16 protein-coding genes are annotated in these 20,931 nt (G+C 69.7%); 8 read left to right on the top strand and 8 right to left on the bottom strand.

Annotated elements, in window-relative coordinates:
* Positions 1-5 precede the first annotated feature (5 nt).
* Positions 6-1,337, bottom strand: a complete 1,332-nt coding sequence (locus C3Y15_RS28255; RefSeq protein WP_069246418.1) for an ATP-binding protein — start codon at positions 1,335-1,337, stop codon at positions 6-8.
* The gene (locus C3Y15_RS28250; RefSeq protein ID WP_034194743.1) at positions 1,334-2,074 is read right to left on the bottom strand and encodes a response regulator; all 741 of its coding nucleotides are present in this window, start codon (positions 2,072-2,074) and stop codon (positions 1,334-1,336) included. The genes C3Y15_RS28255 and C3Y15_RS28250 overlap by 4 nt, the downstream gene beginning before the upstream one ends.
* Before the next feature lie 223 nt (positions 2,075-2,297).
* On the opposite strand from C3Y15_RS28250, the gene C3Y15_RS28240 reads away from it, so the two are divergent.
* On the top strand, positions 2,298-2,888 hold the full coding sequence (locus C3Y15_RS28240; protein ID WP_014724042.1) for a thioredoxin family protein: 591 nt from the start codon (positions 2,298-2,300) through the stop codon (positions 2,886-2,888).
* A 49-nt stretch (positions 2,889-2,937) separates the two neighbouring features.
* Here the strand turns inward: C3Y15_RS28240 and C3Y15_RS28235 are convergent, their stop codons facing one another.
* A complete protein-coding gene (locus C3Y15_RS28235) occupies positions 2,938-3,576 on the bottom strand; it encodes an FMN-binding negative transcriptional regulator (protein WP_046424481.1) in 639 nt (212 codons plus the stop codon).
* 41 nt (positions 3,577-3,617) lie between these two features.
* On the opposite strand from C3Y15_RS28235, the gene C3Y15_RS28230 reads away from it, so the two are divergent.
* Both C3Y15_RS28230 and C3Y15_RS28225 read left to right on the top strand, forming a co-directional pair.
* A complete protein-coding gene (locus C3Y15_RS28230) occupies positions 3,618-4,001 on the top strand; it encodes a hypothetical protein (RefSeq protein WP_124260299.1) in 384 nt (127 codons plus the stop codon).
* A 104-nt stretch (positions 4,002-4,105) separates the two neighbouring features.
* Entirely contained in the window at positions 4,106-6,301 is a 2,196-nt protein-coding gene (locus C3Y15_RS28225) for a transglycosylase domain-containing protein (protein WP_069246417.1), read from the top strand.
* 10 nt (positions 6,302-6,311) lie between these two features.
* Here C3Y15_RS28225 and C3Y15_RS28220 read toward each other — a convergent pair whose 3' ends face one another.
* Positions 6,312-7,559, bottom strand: a complete 1,248-nt coding sequence (locus tag C3Y15_RS28220) for a hypothetical protein (protein WP_060092685.1) — start codon at positions 7,557-7,559, stop codon at positions 6,312-6,314.
* A gap of 269 nt (positions 7,560-7,828) precedes the next feature.
* Positions 7,829-9,274: an MFS transporter gene (locus C3Y15_RS28215; RefSeq protein ID WP_069246415.1), complete on the bottom strand. Its 1,446-nt coding sequence runs from the start codon at positions 9,272-9,274 to the stop codon at positions 7,829-7,831.
* 440 nt (positions 9,275-9,714) lie between these two features.
* Here C3Y15_RS28215 and C3Y15_RS28210 point away from each other — a divergent pair, with 440 nt between their 5' ends.
* Positions 9,715-12,174, top strand: a complete 2,460-nt coding sequence (locus C3Y15_RS28210) for a DUF3772 domain-containing protein (RefSeq protein WP_045577688.1) — start codon at positions 9,715-9,717, stop codon at positions 12,172-12,174.
* A 130-nt stretch (positions 12,175-12,304) separates the two neighbouring features.
* Here the strand turns inward: C3Y15_RS28210 and C3Y15_RS28205 are convergent, their stop codons facing one another.
* Positions 12,305-13,816 (bottom strand): aldehyde dehydrogenase family protein, encoded by a 1,512-nt coding sequence (locus C3Y15_RS28205; RefSeq protein WP_034194750.1) that lies wholly within the window; start codon positions 13,814-13,816, stop codon positions 12,305-12,307.
* 623 nt (positions 13,817-14,439) lie between these two features.
* Between C3Y15_RS28205 and C3Y15_RS28200 the strand changes: the two genes are divergently transcribed.
* Positions 14,440-15,708: an FAD-binding oxidoreductase gene (locus tag C3Y15_RS28200; RefSeq protein WP_011880872.1), complete on the top strand. Its 1,269-nt coding sequence runs from the start codon at positions 14,440-14,442 to the stop codon at positions 15,706-15,708.
* Positions 15,709-15,824: 116 nt separating this feature from the next.
* On the top strand, positions 15,825-16,499 hold the full coding sequence (locus C3Y15_RS28195; protein WP_034194751.1) for a TetR family transcriptional regulator: 675 nt from the start codon (positions 15,825-15,827) through the stop codon (positions 16,497-16,499).
* Between the two features lie 133 nt (positions 16,500-16,632).
* Here the strand turns inward: C3Y15_RS28195 and C3Y15_RS28190 are convergent, their stop codons facing one another.
* Together C3Y15_RS28190 and C3Y15_RS28185 are read right to left on the bottom strand one after the other, a co-directional pair.
* A complete protein-coding gene (locus tag C3Y15_RS28190; protein WP_059568034.1) occupies positions 16,633-18,417 on the bottom strand; it encodes a phospholipase D-like domain-containing protein in 1,785 nt (594 codons plus the stop codon).
* Between the two features lie 104 nt (positions 18,418-18,521).
* On the bottom strand, positions 18,522-19,280 hold the full coding sequence (locus C3Y15_RS28185; protein WP_014724053.1) for a DeoR/GlpR family DNA-binding transcription regulator: 759 nt from the start codon (positions 19,278-19,280) through the stop codon (positions 18,522-18,524).
* A gap of 200 nt (positions 19,281-19,480) precedes the next feature.
* On the opposite strand from C3Y15_RS28185, the gene C3Y15_RS28180 reads away from it, so the two are divergent.
* Complete coding sequence (locus tag C3Y15_RS28180) at positions 19,481-19,666, top strand: hypothetical protein (RefSeq protein ID WP_011880876.1); 186 nt, start codon at positions 19,481-19,483, stop codon at positions 19,664-19,666.
* A gap of 236 nt (positions 19,667-19,902) precedes the next feature.
* Entirely contained in the window at positions 19,903-20,772 is an 870-nt protein-coding gene (locus C3Y15_RS28170; RefSeq protein WP_046424465.1) for a DMT family transporter, read from the top strand.
* Positions 20,773-20,931: the final 159 nt, after the last annotated feature.

Here is a 20,931-nt window from a genome sequence, read left to right as displayed (position 1 = left end):
CCCCATCACCCCACATTCACCAACGTCAACCGCGCCTCCAGCCCGCCGCCATCCTCCCGGTTGCGCAGCGTCAGCGTGCCGCCCATCGCGAGCGCGAGCTGCCGCGCGATCGCGAGGCCGAGGCCCGTGCCGCCCGTATCGCGGTTGCGCGACGTCTCCACGCGCCTGAACGGCTCGAACACCGCATCGAGCTGATCGTCCGGGATGCCCGGCCCGCGGTCGCGCACCGCGATCACCGCGCCGCCGTCGGGCGCCGCCTGCACGTCGATCTCCGCTGCGCCCGCGAACTTCAGCGCGTTGTCGACCAGATTGCCGACGATCCGGCGCAGCGCCTTCGGCCGCGTGACGAGCGCGAGCGGCCCGCCGCCGTGCAACGCGACATCCTGCCCCGCATCCGTGTAGTCGCACACGATGCTGTCGAGCAGCGCGTCGAGATCAATGCGGCGCGCGGCCTCGTCGGTGCCGTGCAGCGTGCGCGCATACGCAACGCCCTCCTTCACCAGATGCTCCATCTCGAGCAGATCGTGGCGCAGCTTCGCGCCTTGCACGTCGTCGTCCATCGTATCGACACGCAGCCGCATACGCGTGATGGGCGTCTGCAAATCATGCGAGATCGATGCGAGGATCTGCATGCGCTCGGCCATGTACTGCGCGATGCGCTCCTGCATCGCGTTGAACGCGCGGGCCGCGCGCGCGACCTCGGACGGCCCGTTCTCGTCGAGACGCTCGCCCTTCAGGTCGGGGCCGAGCGCGTCGGCCGCCTGCGCGAGCTGGTTCAGCGGCCGCGTCGCGAGCCGCACCGCGAACCAGCAGCACGCAGCCAGCACCGCGAGCTGCAGCGCCAGCACGTACGGCAGCCAGCCCGACAGCGGCACCGTCGACATCGGATGGATGTCGATCGTCAGCGGCGAACCGTCGGTCAGGCGCAAATGCACCTGCAGATGCTCGCGATCGCCGGGAATCGCGTTCGCGGTCAGCGGATAGTCGCCGCCGATGCCGTCCGAGATCGAGCGCTCGACGCGCGCTGACAGGCGCGCCTCCGGCGGCGTGCCGGTCTGCCCCGGCCCAAGAATGAACGTGTAGCTGCGCCGCGCGAGACGCGGCACCCACGCGGCGCGCTGCGCGGGCGGCAGGTTGTCGAGCAGCGCGACCGAACTGGCGACTTCGCGCTCGATGTAGCCCATCATCAGGTTGGTGGTCGCCTGGTCGCGCTCGGTCACGGTCAGCCAGAACGACAGCGTCTGCGCGAGCGCGAGGCCGACGCACAGAATCAGCGCGAGCCGCGCGAACAACGAACGCGGCCAGTGCCACAACGACGACAACGCGCGCGCGTTCATGCGCCGCCTTCGACCGCGGTCACCGCCGACGAGAACACGTAGCCCTCGTTGCGCAGCGTCTTGATGTAGCGCGGCTCGCGCGCGCCGTCGCGCAGCCGCTGGCGCAGCCGGCTCACGAGCAGGTCGATCGACCGGTCGAACGGATCGGACTGCCGCCCCTGCGTGAGATTGAGCAGCTGGTCGCGCGTCAGCACGCGCTGCGGATTGTCGACGAACACGCGCAGCAGCCGGTATTCGGCGCCGCTGAGCGCGACCATCGTGCCTTCGGTGTCGAGCAGGTGGCGCCCGGTCGTGTCGAGCCGCCATTCGCCGAACGCGAGCATCGCGGCCGTCTCCGTCACCTGCATGCCGGGCGGCAGCATGCGTGCGCGGCGCAGCACCGAGCGGATGCGCGCGAGCAGCTCGCGCACCGCGAACGGCTTCGCGAGATAGTCGTCGGCGCCCATTTCGAGGCCGATGATCCGGTCGGTTTCCTCGCCGCGCGCGGTCAGCATCAGCACCGGCACGGTACGGAACCGGCCGGCGCGCAGGTCGCGGCACAGCGTGAGGCCGTCCTCGCCGGGCAGCATCAGGTCGAGCACGATCAGATCGGGGGCGCCGTCGTCGAGCAGGTTGCGCATCTCGCGGCCGTTCGCGGCGACCGACACACGCATGCCGTTCTTCTCGAGATAGTCCGCGATCAGTTCGCGGATCGCGCGATCGTCGTCGACGATCAATACGTGGTCGGGCTTGTCCATGGGTGTCTTCGTCGTGATGTGGCGGCTCGCGATGTCCGCTTTTATACCGCAGCGCGGCCGCGCGTTTGTATCTCAATGTATCGCGCCGCCGCGACGACACACAACATTGCACACGCGCCGCTTGGAGGACACATCGCCGATACGTCGGTGCGGCCCAATGGGGATCGTCGAAACCCGTCGGCCGACGCACCCGCCCAGCCGGCCACCGAACCGGAGAACCGCCATGCTGCCCCGTTTCAGAACCGCCGTCGCCGTGGTCGCGGTCGCCGCCACGGCCGCGCTCGCCGCATTCGCCGGCACGCGCGACGATGCCAAGCTGCCCGCATCGGCAGCCGGCATGCAGGCGCCGAACTTCACCGGCATCGAGCGCTGGCACAACAGCGCGCCGCTCACGCTCGACCAGTTGCGCGGCAAGGTCGTGCTGGTCGACTTCTGGACCTACTCGTGCATCAACTGCATTCACACGATTCCGTACGTGAACGACTGGTATCGCAAATATCGCGACCAGGGGCTCGTCGTGGTCGGCGTGCATACGCCCGAGTATCCGTTCGAACGCGATGCCGACAACGTCGCCGAAGCGCTCGAGCGCTTCGGCATCCGCTATCCGGTTGCGCAGGACAACCACTACGACACCTGGCGCGCGTACGGCAACCAGTACTGGCCCGCGCTGTACCTGATCGACGCGAGCGGCAAGGTGGTCTACACGCGGTACGGCGAAGGCGGGTACGACACGACGGAAGCCGCGATCCGCGCCGCGCTCGCGCAAGCACATGCGGCCACCGACGCGATGCAACGCGCGACGCGCACGCAGTAGCTCGCACGGCGGCGCGCGCAGGTGCGGCGCGCGTGCGGATCGGCGCGACTCACTGCCGCTTCGCGTCCGCCTGCTCGAGCATCGCGTCGCCGATGGCCACCTGCCCGTTCGCGATCAGCGCGTCGGCCGCGCCGCGAATATCGTCGGCCGCCTTGGTCTGCGACAGCTTGCGTTTGCCGACGAGCCGCGTGATCTCGATCTGCAGCCCGACGATCGACTGCAGCAGCGCATCGAGATAGTCCTTCGGCGCATCGGCCATCTTCCACGGCAGCGGCTGCGACGCCTCGTGCGTGCGCGTGAGCCGCGCGACCACGCCGCGCACGAACTTCTCGTCGTCGCGCACGGTGATGCGACCATACGCATGCACGACCACGTAGTTCCACGTCGGCACCTGACGGTGCGCGACATGCTTGCTCGGATACCAGTTCGGCGAGATGTACGCATCGCCGGCGCGGAAGATCACGAGCACGTCGTCGCCGTTCTCGACTTCCTGCCACAGCGGATTCGCGCGCGCGACGTGCGCATGCAGCTCGCCGAGGCCGCCGTCGCGCGGCAACAGCTCGAACGGCAGATGATTCGCGTCGAGGCCGCTCGCGCCGTGCGTGACGAGGCTGCCGAACGGATGCTGGACGATCAGCTCGCGCAGCGCGTCGGGGTTCGATTCGGCGAAATCGGCGGGGACATACATGGCGGCTCCACGGTGGGACGGGGTTCGGCTGACGGCCCTGCATGGGCTTCGTCATGCGCAGATTGTGCCCGCAAACTGGTTTCTTCTGTAGAACCGGTTGCGAGCAGTTTCAGCAGAACAGGATCGTGGCCCGAACGGCCCGCATCGTGGCAATGCCGTCGCTCGGCGCGCTCCGGCGCGCCGCCGTGCGCCTCGGCGACGTGCGGCTCGGCGACGATCCGCCGTCCACGTGGCGGCTCGCGGCATCGCTGCAGGCGGCGCGCTCCACCGTCGTCGAAGCGAATGCACGACCGAGCGGCAAAGGCTTCGTGGAAGCGCGCGGCGTGGCGGCTTCGATCGCGCAGATGGAGGCGGCCGCCCTCGACCCGAGCGGCGCGCCGCGGCCGCGGGCGCCGCGAAAGGTTGTCCGCGGGCAACAAACGTAATCGTCTGTAAATCTTGCAAGAAAACGGCCGTTTCGGCCCGCGGCAGCCGCTCGCGGTTTGCTAGCATCGCGCCTTTTCGGACCGCGCTCCGCGCTACCGTCGCCGTGAATCGCTTCGTGCCGTCTCTTCGCAATCTGTGGCTCCGCTGCCGCGACCGCGCGCGCGCCTTGTGCGCCGGCGCATGGCAGCGGCTGCGCCATCCGACGCGCCGCGGCGTCGTGCTCGCGCTCGCGGCGCTTCCGCTGCTCGGGCTGCTGGTCCTGCTCGCGTTCGTGCCGTTCACGCCGAGCATCGGCGACATCCGCCGCGCCCGCATCGACCGCCCTGCGCGCGTGCTGTCGGCCGACGGTCAGCTGATCGCCGAGTTCCGGCCCGTGAACCGCGAATGGGTGCCGCTGCGGCAGATATCGCCGCACATGGTCGACGCACTGATCGCGACCGAAGACCACCGCTTCTACGCCCACCACGGCATCGACTTGCGCCGCACGATCGCGGCCGGGCTGCATACGTTCTCGGGCAGCCGCCAGGGCGGCTCGACGATCACGCAGCAGCTCGCGCGCAATCTGTATCCGGACGAGATCGGCCGTGCGCCGACCCTCACGCGCAAGGTGAAGGAGCTGATTACCGCGTTCAAGATCGAGACGGTGTACAGCAAGGACGAAATCCTCGAAACCTATCTGAACACCGTGCCGTTCCTGTACAACGCGTACGGCGTCGAAATGGCCGCGCGCACCTATTTCGGCAAATCGGCGGATCAGCTCGACATCGTCGAAAGCGCGACGCTGGTCGGCATGCTCAAGGGCAACAGCTATTACAACCCGGTGCTGAATCCGGAGCGCGCGGTGCAGCGGCGCAACCTCGTGCTCGCGCGGATGGCGGCGCTGCGCATGCTGTCGCCGCAACAGCTCGCGCAATTGCAGCGCAGGCCGCTGCGCGTCGATTTCGAGCCGCAGACCGCGCAGCCCGGCCCCGCGCCGCACTTCGCCGTGCAACTGCGCAAATGGCTGATCACGTGGGCCGATCGCAACAACTACGACCTCTATTCGGACGGTCTCGTCGTGCGCACGACGCTCGACGCGCAACTGCAGCAGATGGCCACGCGCGCGCTCGCGCAGCAGACCGAGCGCCTGCAGGCGGTCGCCGACGGCGCGTGGCGCGGCGCGTCCGGTTGCGGGCTGCGCAACGACCTGTTTCGCGGCTTCATCCGGCAGAGCGCCGACTACCGCGCAGCGCGCGACGCCGGGCTCGCCGACGCGGTCGCGCTGAAGCAGCTCGGCGCGAACCGCGCGTTCATGCGCTCGCTGTGCGAGCGCAAGACGCGCGTGCAGGCCGGCTTCGTCGCGCTCGACCCGCGCGACGGTGCGATCCGCGCGTGGGTCGGCAGCCCCGATTTCGACAGCGAGCCGTTCGATCACGTCGCGCAGGCGCGGCGGCAGCCGGGCTCGACGTTCAAGCCGTTCGTGTACGGCGCCGCGTTCGCGGACGGGATGCGCCCGGACGACACGTTCGTCGATCGCCCGGTCGCGATCCCGATCGGCGCGCACGCGCAGTGGCGTCCGACCGACGCGGAGCCGCCGACGGACGCGCCGATGACGCTGCGCGACGCGCTCGCGCTATCGCGCAACCGCATCACCGCGCAGGTGATGCAGCGCGAAGGCGCGGCGCGGGTCGCGCAGCTCGCGCGCGCGATGGGCGTGCGCGACAGCCCGCTCGACGCGGTGCCGTCGCTCGCGCTCGGCACGAGCCCCGTCACGCTGAAGGAAATGGTGTCCGCGTACGGCACGATCGCGAACCGCGGCGTGTACGTCGCGCCGCAGATGATCACGCGCATCGAGGACCGCGACGGCAAGGTGCTCGCGACGTTCGGCAGCGCGCCGCCCGAGCGCGCGCTGCCGGTCGCGGCCGCGCAGACGCTGATCGACGTGATGCGCGGCGTCGTCGACTACGGCACCGGCGCCGACATCCGCGCGCGCTACGGGATCCGCATCGACGTCGCCGGCAAGACCGGCACCACGCAGGACAACACGGACGGCTGGTTCATCCTGATGCATCCGCAACTGGTGGCGGGCGCGTGGGTCGGCTTCGACGACGGCAGCGTGACGCTGCGCAGCGATTACTGGGGCGCAGGCGCGCACAGCGCGCTGCCGATCGTCGGCACGTTCTTCGATGCGGCGCTGCGTGCGCGCGCGATCGACCCGCGCGTGCAGTTCTCGCCGGATTTCCGGCCGCGCAGCGCGCCGGCGCCGAAGCGGCGCGCACCGCATGCGGGCCTGTTCGACTGGCTGAAATTCTTCCGCTGACCGGCGCGCGTCAATCCGCCGTATCGCCGTTCTTCGGCAATTTCGACCGCGCCTTGTGGCCCGGCGCCGGCGACCATGCCGGACGCGTCCTGCGTTCGCTGTCGATCACGACCAGATAGCGCCCGGCGATCGGCGTGATGTCGCGATCGTGGCGCAGCACCCACAGCGACCGGCCGGACTCGACGCGCGCCTGATAGTCGTCGTCGAGAATCGCGTGACGGTCGAGGAACGTATTCAGCGAAGCGGGAATCCGCACGCAGCCTTTCGAATGCCGGATGCCGAGCAGCGGCTCCAGACGATCGGGGTCGGTCGCATGCATCTGGAAGCGCATCGGCGACTTGCCGCCCTTGCCCCAACCGCGCTCGCCTTCGACCCAGCCGAAATCGTAGATGCGCATGTCGTGCGCGCCATAGCCGCGAATGCCGTGGTCGTTCATCGTTCCTTCGGCACGGAAATCCATGTTGTCGGGCGAATGGTGGAACACGCCGAGCGGCGTCAGGAAGTGATCGTACTGGCCGGGCCAGCCGGTGCCGACCGGCGAGGCGCCGATCAACAGCCATGCGTTGTCCGGCGTCGCGCGGAAGTAGATGAACAGCGCCTGCACGTTCGGCGCGCGGTCGACCATCGCGACGTACTCGCCGGCGAGGTCGCCGAGATTGGCGTCGGTCAGTGCGCGCTGAAGGCGATCGGCGTATGCGCGCTGGTCGTTGGCGGGCACGTTCAGCCGCCGCGTCACTTCCTGCGCGAAACGCTCGCGCATGTCGAGCGCACGCGCGGTCGCCTCCTTCGCCTGTTCCGCAGACAACGGCGGATGCCGGCGCGGCGGCGTCGGCGCCGGTGCTTCGGCTTCGCTCGCGGAAGTTTCTGCGGTATCCGAGGCGGCGGATGCGGCCGAAGCAGCCGATGCGCCGCTGGCGGAATGCGCGTGATGCGCGGCGGCAGCGGACGACGGCGCCGCCGACGACGCCGGATGCGCCGCGGCGGCATGCCGAGCCGGAGACGATGCCGATGAGGCGCCGGGCGCGGCAGACGCCGGCACGTCGGATGCGCCGAAGGCCGGCTGCGGGACGAGAACGGAAACGGGGAGCGCGGCGGCGAGCCACACGAAGGCGGCGACGGTGCGCGTACTGCAACGCGGCACGGGGAATCGCCGCGTCAGGTCGGAAAGCATCATGCGATCGGAGCCATCGGCCGATCCGGCCGCCGGACATAGCGAGCGGCGCAACGCGCGCGAGCTTCGCCGGTACGTGGAACGCATCGCATGCGCGCCGCGCCGACGTCTCGCCGGGGCGAAGCCGCTCGTGCGGGCAACACGTTCGGCCCGATGGCGGTCAATGAGTCGTGAGGTCTTTCATTCTACCTGCGCACGCATTGAACGGCAGCGCGGCGGGGCGTGGGGCGCGCACCGAGCGCTTTACTCTGGGCTTCGGGCTTCGGGCTTCGGACGCCGTTCGCCCTGCACGAAGCACCGAGCGGCGCGCAACGTAGCGCGCCGCCCGGCCGCCTGCCCCGCACCCCGCGCGACAACTACTTCGAAATCGCCTCGAGCGCGATGCCGCGGGTGCGCGGCCCCATGAACCCGATCGCGGCCATCACGATCACCATCGCGCCGGCGATGAACGCGAACACGCCGAACGTACCGAAGCCCTTGAGCACGGCGGCGATCACGAACGACGAGAAGATCGCGGAAAAGCGGCTCCACGAATAGACGAAGCCCACCGCGCGCGCGCGGATCGACGTCGGGAACAACTCGGCCTGATACGCGTGGAAGCTGTACGACATGATGTTGCTCGCGAGCGTGAGGCCGATGCCGAGCACGATCAGGAACGCGCCGACGGTCGTCTGGCTGAACAGCAGCCCGCAGACGACGATCGCCGCCGCCATCGCGACGATCACCGACTTGCGCTCGAAGCGATCCGCGATCACCAGGCCGATCAGCGGACCGAGCGGCGCCGCGAGCGCGATCACGCTCGAATACATCAGGCTCGACGTGATCGTGATGCCCTGCTTGATCAGCAGCGTCGGCACCCAGTTCGCGAAGCCGTAGAAGCCGACCGTCTGGAACACGTTGAAGATCGTCATCATGATCGTGCGGCTCCGATACGGCGGCACCCACATGTCGCGGAAGCGGCCGCGCGGCGGCACCGGCTCGGGCGGCGCGGGCGGCGGCACCGGCTCGGGCGGCGCGGGCGGCGGCAGCGGGCGGCCGTATTCGGCTTCCACCTTCGCCTCGAGCGCGCGCATGATGCGGTCGGCCTCGTCGACGCGCCCCTGCTGCGCGAGCCAGCGCGGGCTTTCCGGCAGCTCGCGGCGAATCCACCAGACGAACAGCGCGCCGTGCGCGCCAATCAGCACGACCCAGCGCCAGCCGTCGAGGCCGAGCGGCGCGTGCGGCACCAGCAGGTACGCGAGGAACGCGACCACCGGCACCGCGACGAACCCGACCGCCTGCTCGCACGCGAATGCGCGGCCGCGGATCTGCTTCGGTACCAGCTCGGAGATGTACGTGCCGATCGTCACCATCTCGACGCCGAGGCCGAGACCGACGACGAAGCGCCAGAAGTTCAGCCCGCCGGCCGTGTCCTGGAACGCCATCACGACGTTGGCGGCCGTGTACCACAACAGCGACCACGTGAAGATCGCACGGCGTCCGAAGCGATCGGCGAGAAAGCCGCATGCGATCGTGCCGATGAACAGGCCCGAGAACAGCGCCGCGATGAAGCTCGCGACGCCCGTGGTGCCGAACAGCCCGTGCGTGGTCGCCGACAGGATGCCGCTCTTCACGAGGCCCGGCGCGACGTAGCCGCTGTACAGCAGATCGTAGAGTTCGAAGAAGAAGCCGAGGCTCAGCAGCACGACGAGCTTCCAGACGCTGCGGGTGGGCGGCAGGCGGTCGAGGCGGGCCGAGATTGCGCCCGCGTCGATGGTGGAGGACGGGGCGGCTGCCCGTGGAATGCTTTCCGATGAGACCATCTTGGTCGTGTCTCCTGATCGTGTCGTATGTTGTTGTTCGCCGGCCGGCCGGCCGCCGCGTCGACGATTCGCTGCATTGTACCGGCACGCCGCACGCGCCGGCTCGGATGGTCCGAGGAGCGCGACGCCGCGCGGGCACACCGCTTCGCAGCCGGACGATGTGTAAATTGCGTAACGATGTGTCGGCGCATCGCCATCGGTGCGCGCAGGCCATGCGCCGCCGCAGCCGCCCGCGAAAGCCGGCGCGGCCCCGTCGGCACGGGCGTCCGGCGTCGCCGCGCGCCCGCGCGCGTCCGCCGGCGCATGCCTGCGCGCCGAGGCCGCGCGGGCACGACCTGCGCCACCGCCCGCGCCGCGCCCGGTAACATGCTAGCGGTCCAACTTCCCGCCTCCCCGGCGCCATGCGGCGGCCGGGGTCGTCAGCAAAACGCAAGCATTCCATGTCAATACCACGACTTTCCACCTACGCACGCCGCATCGCGCTGATCGCACTGCTGCAGTTCGCGGCGATCGCGACGGCCGCCGCGTTTCCGGCGGCCGCGTCCGCACCGGGCGCGAGCGGCGTCGGCGTCCCGGTGCCGACCATTTCGGTGAACGACGCGCTCGCGCAGCTCAAGCAGATGCAGCTTCAGCAGGACCGCATCAAGCAGCAGACGTCGACGGCAACCAACAGCAAGGAGCTCGACGAACTCGGCGACGCGACCCAGGAGCTGAGCGCCGACGTCGACAAGCTGCAGAGCGAGCTCGCGCCGCAGCGCACCCAGGTGCAGGCGCAGCTCGACGTGCTCGGTCCGCCGCCGGCGCCCGGCGCGTCGCCCGAAACGCCGGCGGTCGCGCAACAGCGCGCGACGCTGAACGCGCGCAAGACGCAGATCGACGCGGCGCTGAAGCAGGCCGCCGACCAGAAAGCCAATCTCGCGAACCTGGCCGACCAGTTCGCGAAGCTGCACCGCAGCCTGCTGCGGAACCAGCTCGCGTTCCGCTCCGGCAGCATCTTCGGCGCCCAGTTCTGGCTACCGCTGTTTCATCTGGCGCCGGAGGACGTGAAGCGGCTCGACGCCTTCGACGCCGAGCTGCGCGACATGCTGCGCTCGTCGTGGACGCCGGGCCAGCGCGCGATCACCACGCTGCTGGTGCTCGCCGCGTTCGCGGCGTGGCTCGGCGGCCGTCGCGTGGTCGAGCGCGGCCTCGCCTGGGTGTGCCTGAACCGCTTGCCCGCCACGCGGCTGCGGCGCAGCGCGCTCGCGCTGGCGACCGCGCTCTCGACGCTGCTCGCCACCGCGCTGGCCGTGCAGATCCTCTATCTCGCGCTCGCCCGCCATTACGAGCTCACGCCTGCGATGAGCGATCTGTGGGACGCGTTCGCGAAGCTCGCGGTGACCTGCGCGCTGATCGCCGGCCTCGGCCGCGCGCTGCTCTGCACCCGCCATCCGTCGTGGCGGCTGCCGGCGCTCGCCGATTCCGTCGCGCTCGCGATGAAGCCGTTCCCCGGCGTGCTGGCCGCGCTGCTGCTGGTGTCCGGCGCGCTCGAATCGATCAACCGCATCGCCGACACCAGCCTGTCGGTCACGCTGCTCGGCCGCGGGATCGTGTCGCTCGTCGTCGCGCTGACCGTCGGCGCGTCGCTGCTGCGCGCCAACCGCGTGCGCAGCGCGCTCGCGGCGGCCGGCGAGGCGCCCGAGCAGCGCTCGACGCTCGCCGGGCTGATCCATGCCGGCGTCACGCTCGCGATCGTCGCTTCGCTGGGCGCGCTGCTGATCGGCTACATCACGGTCGCGCGCTTCATCACGTACGAGCTCGTGTGGTTCGAGATCGTGCTGTGCAGCGTCTACATCCTGATCCAGCTGACGCGCGACGCGAGCGAAAGCCTGTTCTCCGCGAATCTGTCGACCGGCAAGCAGATCAAGCATCTGTTCGCGCTCGACGACCGGCATCTCGAACAGGCGCACACCGTCGTGTCCGGCCTCGGCACGAGCCTGCTGATGCTGGTGGCCGCGATCGCGCTGGTGACCGGCGGCTTCGGCACGACGCCGGGCGACCTGCTCGACAGCGCGGTCGCGATGATCGGCGGCGAGCGGCTGCAACGCCTGAACATCATGCCGGACCGCATCATGAACGCGGTGATCGGCTTCGCGATCGGCTTCTACCTGCTGCGCTCGGTGCGCCGCTGGCTCGACAACGAGTTCATGCCGGCGCTCGGCATGGATGCGGGCATGCGCGTGTCGCTCGTCACGCTGTTCACCAACGTCGGCTACGTGCTGCTCGTGCTGATGACGCTGGGGCTGCTCGGCGTCAAGTGGAGCAATCTCGCGTGGATCGTCAGCGCGCTGTCGGTCGGCATCGGCTTCGGCTTGCAGGAGATCGTGAAGAACTTCGTGTCGGGGCTGATCCTGCTGACCGAGCGTCCGGTGAAAGTGGGCGACATGGTGAGCATCGCGGGCGTCGAAGGCGACATTCGCCGCATCAACGTGCGCGCGACCGAGATCCAGCTCAGCGACCGCTCGACGGTGATCGTGCCGAACTCGCAGCTGATCTCGCAGAACGTGCGCAACGTGACGATGGGCAACAGCACCCAGGGCGTGGCGACGCTGATGCTGACGTTCCCGCTGAACACCGACCCCGAGCAGGTGCGCGACCTGCTGCTCGACGCCTATCGCGAGCACCCGGCGATCCTCGACAAGCCGGCGCCGTCGGTCACCTTCAGCCAGCTGACGGCGGACGGCATCACGCTCAGCGTGACCGGGTACGTGGCGAGCCCGCGCATCGCGAGCTCGACGAAGAGCGACCTGCTGTTCGAGATCCTGAAGCAGCTGCGCGCGGCGAAGATCACGCTTTCGACGCCGCAGGTGCTGGTCGTGCAGAACATGCCGACGAGCGACGGTGCCGCGCCGCACGAATGACCGGCCGCACGCGCACCGCCCGGTCTTGGCGGTACGCGCGCGCCCGTCGCCATGAAAAAGGCCGGCTGCCGCTTGCGCGGCAACCGGCCCTCGTCGGTCGAACCCGATGCGCGCTATCGCGCGCGCGGCGTCAGACGTCGAACTTCACCCCTTGCGCCAGCGGCAGCTGACGGCTGTAGTTGATCGTGTTCGTCGCGCGGCGCATGTACGCCTTCCACGCGTCCGAACCCGACTCGCGGCCGCCGCCCGTTTCCTTCTCGCCACCGAACGCGCCGCCGATCTCCGCGCCGCTCGTGCCGATGTTCACGTTGACGATCCCGCAATCACTGCCGGCCGCCGACATGAACTGCTCGGCCTCGCGCATGTCGTTCGTGAAGATCGCCGACGACAGCCCTTGCGGCACCGCATTGTGCACGTCGATCGCCTGTTCGAAGTCGTCGTAGACGAGCACGTACAGAATCGGCGCGAACGTCTCGCGCTCGACCACCGCCGATTGCTTCGGCATCCGCACCAGCGCCGGACGCACGTAATACGCATCCGCATGACCGACGTCGACGCGCTCGCCGCCCTTCACTTCGCCGCCCTGCTCGCGCGCATCGGCCAGCGCCTTCTGCATCGCGTCGAACGCCGCGCGATCGACCAGCGGGCCGACCAGCGTGCCTTCCTCGAGCGGGCTGCCGACCTTCACCGACGCATAGGCTTTCTCGATGCGCGGCAACAGTTGATCGACGATGCTGCGATGGACGATCAGACGGCGCAGCGTCGTGCAGCGCTGGCCGGCCGTGCCGACCGCCGCGAACGTGACGGCGCGCACGACGAGATCGAGGTCGGCGCTCGGCGCGACGATCATCCCGTTGTTGCCGCCAAGTTCCAGGATGCCGCGCGCGAGGCGCTGGCTCAGCACCTTCGCGACTTCCTGGCCCATCCGCACGCTGCCCGTCGCGCTGATGACCGGCACCTTCTTCGACGACGTCAGCACCTCGCCGACGTCGCGCATGCCGAGCACCAGCTGGTGCAGCCCTTCGGGCGCGACGCCCGGATGCGTCCGGTCGAATTCGCGCAGCGCCTTGGCGAGCAGTTGATGGCATGCGATCGCGGTGAGCGGCGTCTTTTCCGACGGCTTCCACACGACCGGATCGCCGCACACGAACGCGAGCGCCGCATTCCACGCCCACACCGCGACCGGGAAATTGAACGCCGAGATCACGCCGCACACGCCGATCGGGTGCCACGTCTCCATCATCCGGTGGCCGGGGCGCTCGGACGCGATGGTCAGGCCGTAAAGCTGGCGCGACAGGCCGACCGCGAAATCGCAGATGTCGATCATTTCCTGCACTTCGCCGAGGCCTTCCGACGTGATCTTGCCGGCTTCCAGCGTGACGAGGCGGCCCAGCTCGGCCTTGTGCTCGCGCAGCACGTTGCCGAACACGCGCACGAGTTCGCCGCGCACCGGCGCCGGCACCGTGCGCCACTTGAGGAATGCGGCATGCGCGGCGTCGATCTTGCGCTCGGCGTCGGCGGGCGAGTCGATCGCCAGCGTCGCGAGCGTCGCACCATCGACCGGCGAACGCGCGGTCAGCGCATTGCCCTTCCACTGGGCGAGATCGATGTCGAGCGCGGCAAGAATGTCGTTGAATTGCATCACTTCCTCTTCAGGGACAGATTGATCGGTGCGGCGGCGACGCCGCCCGCGTGATTCGATTGGAGCGCGTTCGCGCGCCGCGTGCAAGCGCACGCACGGCGGGGCGAGTACGGCAGCGCTGTGTCGCGCCTCGGGTGGATGCCGTCGCCGGGCCGTGGAGGACGGCAAACCCGCGCGCCGTAACGCACGATCCATGCATCACATTGTCGATGGCCACAAGTCGCGCCGCTATTGATATTAACTCACGACTTCATGCGCAAAACGCAACAACTGGGCTGGCCGAAGCGGGGCGTGTCGGCGCGCCGAGCCGACATGTCTAGGGCGGATGGGCGGCACGCATGTGCCGGTGCCGCGCGCAGCAACTTGATGACGATGCGGCATTACCCGGTGTGCAAATTTCGTTCGCCGTGCGGGCGACTTGCACACACGAACGAGGTGGCGCCGGCATGCTCCGCATCCGGCGCGCCCACGGCCGTCGGCCAATGGCGACACGACGCCCTTCGCTTCCACGACGACAGCCCACCCGCCGCGATACCGACCCGCCATTCGACGCGGCGCCCACGTTCAGGCAAGATCGACGCGCGCCGCGCGCCCCGTTCGTCGTCCATCGTCACCGAAAACGCATGCAAAACTTCTACGAAGCCACCGTTACGCGCCAGCCTTATCCGCAACTGAGCGGCCCGATCGACACCCGCGTCTGCATCGTCGGCGGCGGCCTCGCCGGCCTGTGCACCGCGCTCGGCCTCGTGGAGCGCGGCGTGCGCGACGTCGTGGTGCTCGACGGCGAACGGGTCGGCTTCGGCGCGTCGGGCCGCAATGGCGGCTTCGTGTTCGGCGGCTACAGCCTCGACAACGCGGCGCTGCTGCGCACGCTCGGCCGCGACGAAGGCCGCCGGCTGTACCGGCTCACCGTCGATGCGGTCGACCTGATCCGCGCACGGATCGCGCGCTACGGCATCGACTGCGACATCGTCGATCGCGGCGTGATGCTCGCGAACTGGTTCGACGATCCGTCGCGGCTCGACGGCGTGCGCACGCTGATGAAGCAGGAATTCGACGTCGACTGGGCGCCGGTCGCGCGCGACGCGCTGCGCGCGCAGCTGAAGACGGCCCGCTATCACGGCGGCCTGTTCGAGCCGAACGCGTTCCACTTCCATCCGCTGAAGTACGTTCTCGGCGTCGCGGCCGCCGCGGCGCACGGCGGCGCGCGCGTGTACGAACGCTCGGCCGCGCTCGGCATCGCGCGCGACGGCGCCGGCTACGTCGTGCGCACCGCGCAAGGCTCGGTGCGCGCGCAGCACGTCGTGTTCGCCGGCGGCGGCTATGCGCGCGGCGTGTCGCCGCGCATCGAGCGCGCGGTGCTGCCGATCGCGACCTACGTGATCGCGACCGAACCGCTCGGCGCGCGGCTCGCCGACGCGATCGACGCGCCTTACGCCATCTACGACACGCGTTTCGCGTTCGACTACTACCGGCCGCTGCAGGACACGCGGATCCTGTGGGGCGGCCGCATCTCGGTGCTCGACCGCGGCCCCGACGCGATCGCGCGGCTGCTGCGGCGCGACCTGCTGCGCGTGTATCCGCAGCTCGACGGCGTGAAGATCGACCATGCGTGGGGCGGCCTGATGAGCTACGCGCGACACAAGATGCCGCAGATCGGCCGCGACGCGGACGGCGTGTGGCACGCCGTCGCCTTCGGCGGTCACGGGATGGCGCCGACCACCGTCGCCGGCGAAGCGCTCGCCGCCGCATTGGCGGGCGAGCGGCCCGTGCCGGCCGGCTTCGCCGCGTTCGGCCTGACGCGCACCTACGGGCTCGCCGGCCTCGCCGCCGCGCAGCTCACGTACAGCGCATTCCAGGCCCGCGACGCGCTCGCGTCGCGGCGACGCTGAACGGCCGCCGCCCGGCCGAAAGCGCGCGGCCGATTAGAGCGGAAGATCGGCGTGGCGGCCATTTGCTGCATGCTAGAATGATTTTTTCCCGCCGCCGCGAACCCAAAACAAATCACATGAAAGCTGGAAGCAAGACCGCCACGTCCGAAAGCCGAGCGCTTGCGACCGAAGCGCGGCGCAAATACGATCCCGAGCAGACCAAACGCAACATCCTCGACGTCGCCACGCAGGAATTCTCCGCGATGGGCCTCGCCGGTGCGCGCGTCGACGCAATCGCCGAGCGCACCAACACGACGAAGCGGATGCTCTACTACTACTTCGACAGCAAGGAAGGCCTGTACGAGGCCGTGCTCGAAAAGGTGTACGGCGACATCCGCGCGCTCGAGCAGGAACTGCACGTCGGCGACATGGAGCCGCGCGAAGGCCTGCGCCGGCTCGTCGAATTCACGTTCGACTATCACGACAAGCATCGCGACTTCGTGCGCCTCGTGTCGATCGAGAACATCCACGGCGCGAAGTATCTCGAACAGCTCAAATCGTTCAAGAGCCGCAACGTCAGCATCATCAAGACGCTCGAGCAACTGCTCGAGCGCGGCGCGGCGAGCGGCGCGTTCCGCCAGGACATCGACGCGTTCGACCTGCATCTGCTGATCAGCTCGTTCTGCTTTCACCGCGTGTCGAACCGCTACACGTTCGGCGCCGCGTTCGGCCGCGATCCGTCGGCACCGCGGCTGCGCGTGCGGCATCGCGAGACGATCGCCGACTCCGTGCTGCGCTACGTCGCCGCCTGACACCGCGCGAACGCGTCCGCGAGCCACGTGCCGCGGGCGCCTCGTGCGCGCAATCGCACGCACTTCCCCTCCCGCAACGAGCGCGGCGCCGCGTGCCGCCGAATGACCCGCGGCGGGTTCGCGACGTAGCGCGTCAGTCCGTCGGCGCGACCGACGCCAGCGCGATCCGCGCCTTCTGTTCCGGGCTTCCCGCCACGAAGTACTTCTGCGCCCAGCTCGCGTCGGGCGCCAGTGCAAGCCGCCGCTGCGCGCCGCCGCCACGCCGTTTCGTGTCGATCGACAGCGCGCGTGCGCGATAGTGCTCGTAGAGCCGCAGGAATTCCGCGAGATAGATCGCCGCGATCCGCGCGTCGCGAATCTCGAGCAGGTTTTCGTCGTTGTACTGCTCGGAATTGCGGCTCATGTTCGCCGAGCCCGTGTACACGACCGGGTTCGCGCCTTCCGCATCGATCACGATGAACTTGTGGTGGACCACGACCGGCGGATAGGCGGGCGCCGGCTCGCCGGGGAACAGGCGCAGCTCCGGCTCGAAACCCTGCGGCACCGTCGCCGGCGAGAAGTACGCGGCGTCGATCACGTCGCGATGATCGCGTCGGCGATGGTAGAGCTCCAGATTCGCGAGCGTCGCCGCATCGAGCGTGCGGCCGTCGTGCTGCGCCGCCTCTGCGTTCGCCGCGCCGGCGACGTTGATGCGGTTCACCAGACCGAACATCATCAGCCCGCGATCGCCGGCGGCAAAGCATGCGTCGCGCAGCGCCGCGTCCGTCGGCATGAAGAGACAGAACGACACCGAGTGCTTCGCGGCCGCGATCGCGGCGACGATCGCATCGATCGCGGTGCGCTGCCCCGCCGGCTCCGGCGAGAACGCGACGCGCACCTGCGCACTGCCGATCGCGAGCGCCTCGGACCAGCCCGGCGACAACTTCGCCGTCTCGGCGATCGACGGATTCGCGGCCAACGCATGCGCACGAGCTTCGTACAACGCAGCCAGCGCCGGCGAGTCGAACGCATGCAGCACGTTGGCCTGCTCGGTCAGCCCTTCGGTCGTGAAGTTCGCGGAACCGGTCAGCACGCGCGCGGGCAGCGCCGCATGCGCCGGCGTGTCGGTCACGATGAACTTGTCGTGCATGATGTGCGTGCGGTCGCGCGGCGCGAGCGTCGCGAGGCCCCGCAGCGCGTCGACGGCCGGCTGGTTCGGCGACGGCAGCGGCGGCTCGTTCTTGCGGGCGATCGCGTGCGCGTCGTAGACGATCGCGAGCGACGTGTCGCCATGCCGGCGCCCGAACGCTTCGAATGCGGGCAGCGCCCACAACGCGTCGGTCAGGTGATAGACGGCCGATGCCGCGCGCGATGCGCGGTCGAGCATGTTTGCGAACACCTGCTCCATGTCGTTCGCGAGCCAGGTGCGCAGCTTCAGCGCCTGCGCCGCGCTCGGCGCGTGGTTCGGCGCGACGCCCAGCGCCGCGACCTGCTTCGCGAACGCCTGCGAACTCACCACCGCGCGGTTGAACCACGTGCCGATGCCGTCCACGATGTGCGCGGGCAGCACGACGTCGCACGCGCCGGCCTCGGCGTCGAGCACCTGCAGACGCTCGGGCGTGCCGACCACCGGAAACACGTCATAGCGAAACGATGCGCCGCGATCCTGCGGGTCGATGCGCGCGTCCCACCACATGAACTTCTGGATCGGCGCCTGATCGGTCGGCGCGTCGCCCTGCGTGTCGGCGGCCGGGCCGTCGAACGTCAGCCGGTTCGGCAGCCAGCTGTCCGGTGCGCGCGTGCGGCCGTCGGCCGAGCGGAATCCCGGCGTGCGCCGGATCGCGAAGCCGAGAAAGTCGCTGCGCGACGCGGCGTCGGGCCAGTCGAAGGCCAGCAGCACCAGGGTCGGGGAAAGATAGCTGCGTACGCTGACGGTCATTCATTGCTCCTGCCGTGCGGGCCGGGCCAGAGGAAGGAGTCAGTGTCGGCGGCGGTTCTTCCCGTGCGATGACGGTCGGATGAAGGTTCCGTGTCCGCGCCGCGTCAGTCGCAGACGAGCAGCTCGATGCCCCGAGCGGTCAGCGCGCGGCGCACGGACTTGTCCGGCGCGCGCTCGGTGACGAGATATCGCGCGGCCGACGTGCCGTTGATCCGCACCGGCGTCACGCGGCCGAACTTGGAGTGATCGGCGACGATGATCGCCGTACCGGCCGCCGCGATCATCCGGCTGCGCACTTCGGCCGCGAGCCGCGAGTAATCGGTGCAATCGCCGTCGACGGTGATCCCGCCCGCGCCGACGAACGCGAAGTCGACGTGGTATTGCGCGAGCTGCTGGATGGTGTCGAGCCCGAAGGTGGCGTCTTCGTCGTCGGACAGTTCGCCGCCGAGCAGCGTCACGCGATTGCCGTTGCGACGCGCCAGCACGAAGGCGGTGCGCCAGTCGTTGGTGTAGACCGACAGCCGGTGCCGGTCGGTGAGCGCGAGCGCGACCGCATGCGGCGTGCTGCCCGAGTCGATCAGCACCGACGCGTCGTCCGGCACCAGCTCGGCCGCGCGCCGCCCGATCGTGCGCTTCGCGGCGGCGTTCGCGGCCTCCCGCTCGGACAGGCTCGGCTCGCGCCGCTCGGCCGCCAGTGCGCCGCCGTGCGTCATCACGAGCAATCCGCGTGCGGCGAGCGCGTTCAGGTCGCGCCGCACGGTCTCGCGCGACACGTCGAGCGAGCGCACCAGTTCGGCGACCGACAGCGCACCCGCGCGTCCGAGCTCCGACAGGATGTATTGATGACGTTGTTCCGCCAGCATCGCAAGACGCCCGAGGCGACTGGTGGTGAAAGAGCCGCTCATTGTATTACGGCGGTTTGACGGGCATTTGACGGCATCGGTGCGCGGGCGCGCGCGACGAATGCGAAATTCTGTATTGCCCGATGTGCGTGAATCGGCACGGCGCGCGATTGCTACACTCTTGCGTTCCGCCGACCGACAGCCATCAAGGGGCTCGCGCAATGTATCGCAAAGGCAGTGTGCTCGAAATCCAGTTTCCGCCGGAACGACTCAACGACGGCGCCGGCGATCCGTACTGGATCGACCTGACGCTCGACGAGGCGCGCCGCCTGTATGAACAACTCGCCGCGCGCTTCGCGACCGAGGCGCGCGCGAATCAGCCGCTCGATACGTTCTCGCTCGACTGATCCCCGCTTCGGCGCGCCCGATGCGCGGCGAGCGGCGAGCGGCGAGCGGTGAGCGGCGAGCGGTGAGCGGCGAGCGGTGAGCGGCGAGCGGCGAGCGGCGAGCGGCGAGCGGCGAGCGCATCGTCGCACGCGGCGACGCGACCGGCCGAGTGCAGAATCCGACAAGACGCCGACGCCGCCCTGTCCGATACTGACCGGCTCCACGTTCCGTCCGGCCGTATCGCGGCCCGCCACGCATGCTGAACTCCATCGTCGCCGCGGCCTTCGTCGCGCTATGGTCGACCGGCTTCATCGTCGCTCGCGCGATCAAGCCCTACGCCGATCCGAACCTGTTCCTGCTCGCGCGTTTCGCGGGCACGGCCGTGTTGTTCGGCGCGGTCGCGCTCGTCGCGCGCGCGCCGTGGCCGGCGCGCCGCGAATGGCCGCGCCATCTGATCGCGGGCGCGTTGCTGCAAGGCGTTTATCTCGGCGCCAGCTATTGGGCCGTCGCGCAGGGGCTCAACGCGGGCGTGATGGCGTTGCTCGGCGCGCTGCAGCCGCTCGCCACCGCCGTGCTCGCCGTCCCTTTGTTCAACGAACGGCTGCCCGCGCGCGGCTGGCTGGGAATGGCGCTCGGGCTCGCCGGCGTCGCGCTCGTGCTCGCGCCGAAGGTGACGGGCGGCGTCGCGCCGCCGCCGGGCGCCGCGCCCGCGTGGTTCGTCGTCGCCGTGTCGGTGCTGTCGGTCGGTTCGATCACCGCCGGCTCGCTGTACCAGAAGGGCAAGCTCGCGCAGAACGACCTGCGTACCGCCGTGGCCGTGCAGAACCTCGGCGCGGCGATCGTCGCGGCGCTGTTCGTCGTGCTGCTGCACGAAACGCGCTGGATCGGCGCGCCGGCGCTGTGGGTGTCGCTCGCATGGGGCGTCGTGTTCCTGTCCGGCGGCGCGGTCACGATGCTGATGTGGATGCTCCGCCGCGGCAATGCGGCGCGCGCGACGTCGTTGCTGTTCCTCGCGCCGCCGCTCGCCGCGCTGCAGGGCTATCTGCTGTTCGGCGAGACGCTCGCGGCCGTCCAGCTCGCGGGGTTCGCGCTCGCGCTGGTGGGCGTCGTGCTCGCGCGGCGCTGATCCGCGGTCGGCGCGCGGTTGCGTGCGTGCGAAACGCCGACGCATGTGCGCGGTCGTACGCCATCGACGCCGTCGCTGCATGCAACCGAAGCATCGGCGCAAGCGGGCGCCCGCCACCACGCCACCGTCCTTGCACGCAACCAAGCCCCGCCCCCTGAC

Source organism: Burkholderia sp. B10 (genome assembly GCF_004368385.1).
Lineage (GTDB): Bacteria > Pseudomonadota > Gammaproteobacteria > Burkholderiales > Burkholderiaceae > Burkholderia > Burkholderia vietnamiensis.
This window is presented reverse-complemented; position numbering and strand designations above follow the sequence as displayed.

What these genes read in the sequence shown, in the direction of transcription:
- C3Y15_RS28255 (WP_069246418.1), bottom strand. Translation starts at nt 1,337, where the DNA reads ATGAACGCGCGCGCGTTGTCGTCGTTGTGGCACTGGCCGCGTTCGTTG.
- C3Y15_RS28250 (WP_034194743.1), bottom strand. Translation starts at nt 2,074, where the DNA reads ATGGACAAGCCCGACCACGTATTGATCGTCGACGACGATCGCGCGATC.
- C3Y15_RS28240 (WP_014724042.1), top strand. Translation starts at nt 2,298, where the DNA reads ATGCTGCCCCGTTTCAGAACCGCCGTCGCCGTGGTCGCGGTCGCCGCC.
- C3Y15_RS28235 (WP_046424481.1), bottom strand. Translation starts at nt 3,576, where the DNA reads ATGTATGTCCCCGCCGATTTCGCCGAATCGAACCCCGACGCGCTGCGC.
- C3Y15_RS28230 (WP_124260299.1), top strand. Translation starts at nt 3,618, where the DNA reads ATGGGCTTCGTCATGCGCAGATTGTGCCCGCAAACTGGTTTCTTCTGT.
- C3Y15_RS28220 (WP_060092685.1), bottom strand. Translation starts at nt 7,559, where the DNA reads ATGCGTTCCACGTACCGGCGAAGCTCGCGCGCGTTGCGCCGCTCGCTA.
- C3Y15_RS28215 (WP_069246415.1), bottom strand. Translation starts at nt 9,274, where the DNA reads ATGGTCTCATCGGAAAGCATTCCACGGGCAGCCGCCCCGTCCTCCACC.
- C3Y15_RS28210 (WP_045577688.1), top strand. Translation starts at nt 9,715, where the DNA reads ATGTCAATACCACGACTTTCCACCTACGCACGCCGCATCGCGCTGATC.
- C3Y15_RS28205 (WP_034194750.1), bottom strand. Translation starts at nt 13,816, where the DNA reads ATGCAATTCAACGACATTCTTGCCGCGCTCGACATCGATCTCGCCCAG.
- C3Y15_RS28200 (WP_011880872.1), top strand. Translation starts at nt 14,440, where the DNA reads ATGCAAAACTTCTACGAAGCCACCGTTACGCGCCAGCCTTATCCGCAA.
- C3Y15_RS28195 (WP_034194751.1), top strand. Translation starts at nt 15,825, where the DNA reads ATGAAAGCTGGAAGCAAGACCGCCACGTCCGAAAGCCGAGCGCTTGCG.
- C3Y15_RS28190 (WP_059568034.1), bottom strand. Translation starts at nt 18,417, where the DNA reads ATGACCGTCAGCGTACGCAGCTATCTTTCCCCGACCCTGGTGCTGCTG.
- C3Y15_RS28185 (WP_014724053.1), bottom strand. Translation starts at nt 19,280, where the DNA reads ATGCTGGCGGAACAACGTCATCAATACATCCTGTCGGAGCTCGGACGC.
- C3Y15_RS28180 (WP_011880876.1), top strand. Translation starts at nt 19,481, where the DNA reads ATGTATCGCAAAGGCAGTGTGCTCGAAATCCAGTTTCCGCCGGAACGA.
- C3Y15_RS28170 (WP_046424465.1), top strand. Translation starts at nt 19,903, where the DNA reads ATGCTGAACTCCATCGTCGCCGCGGCCTTCGTCGCGCTATGGTCGACC.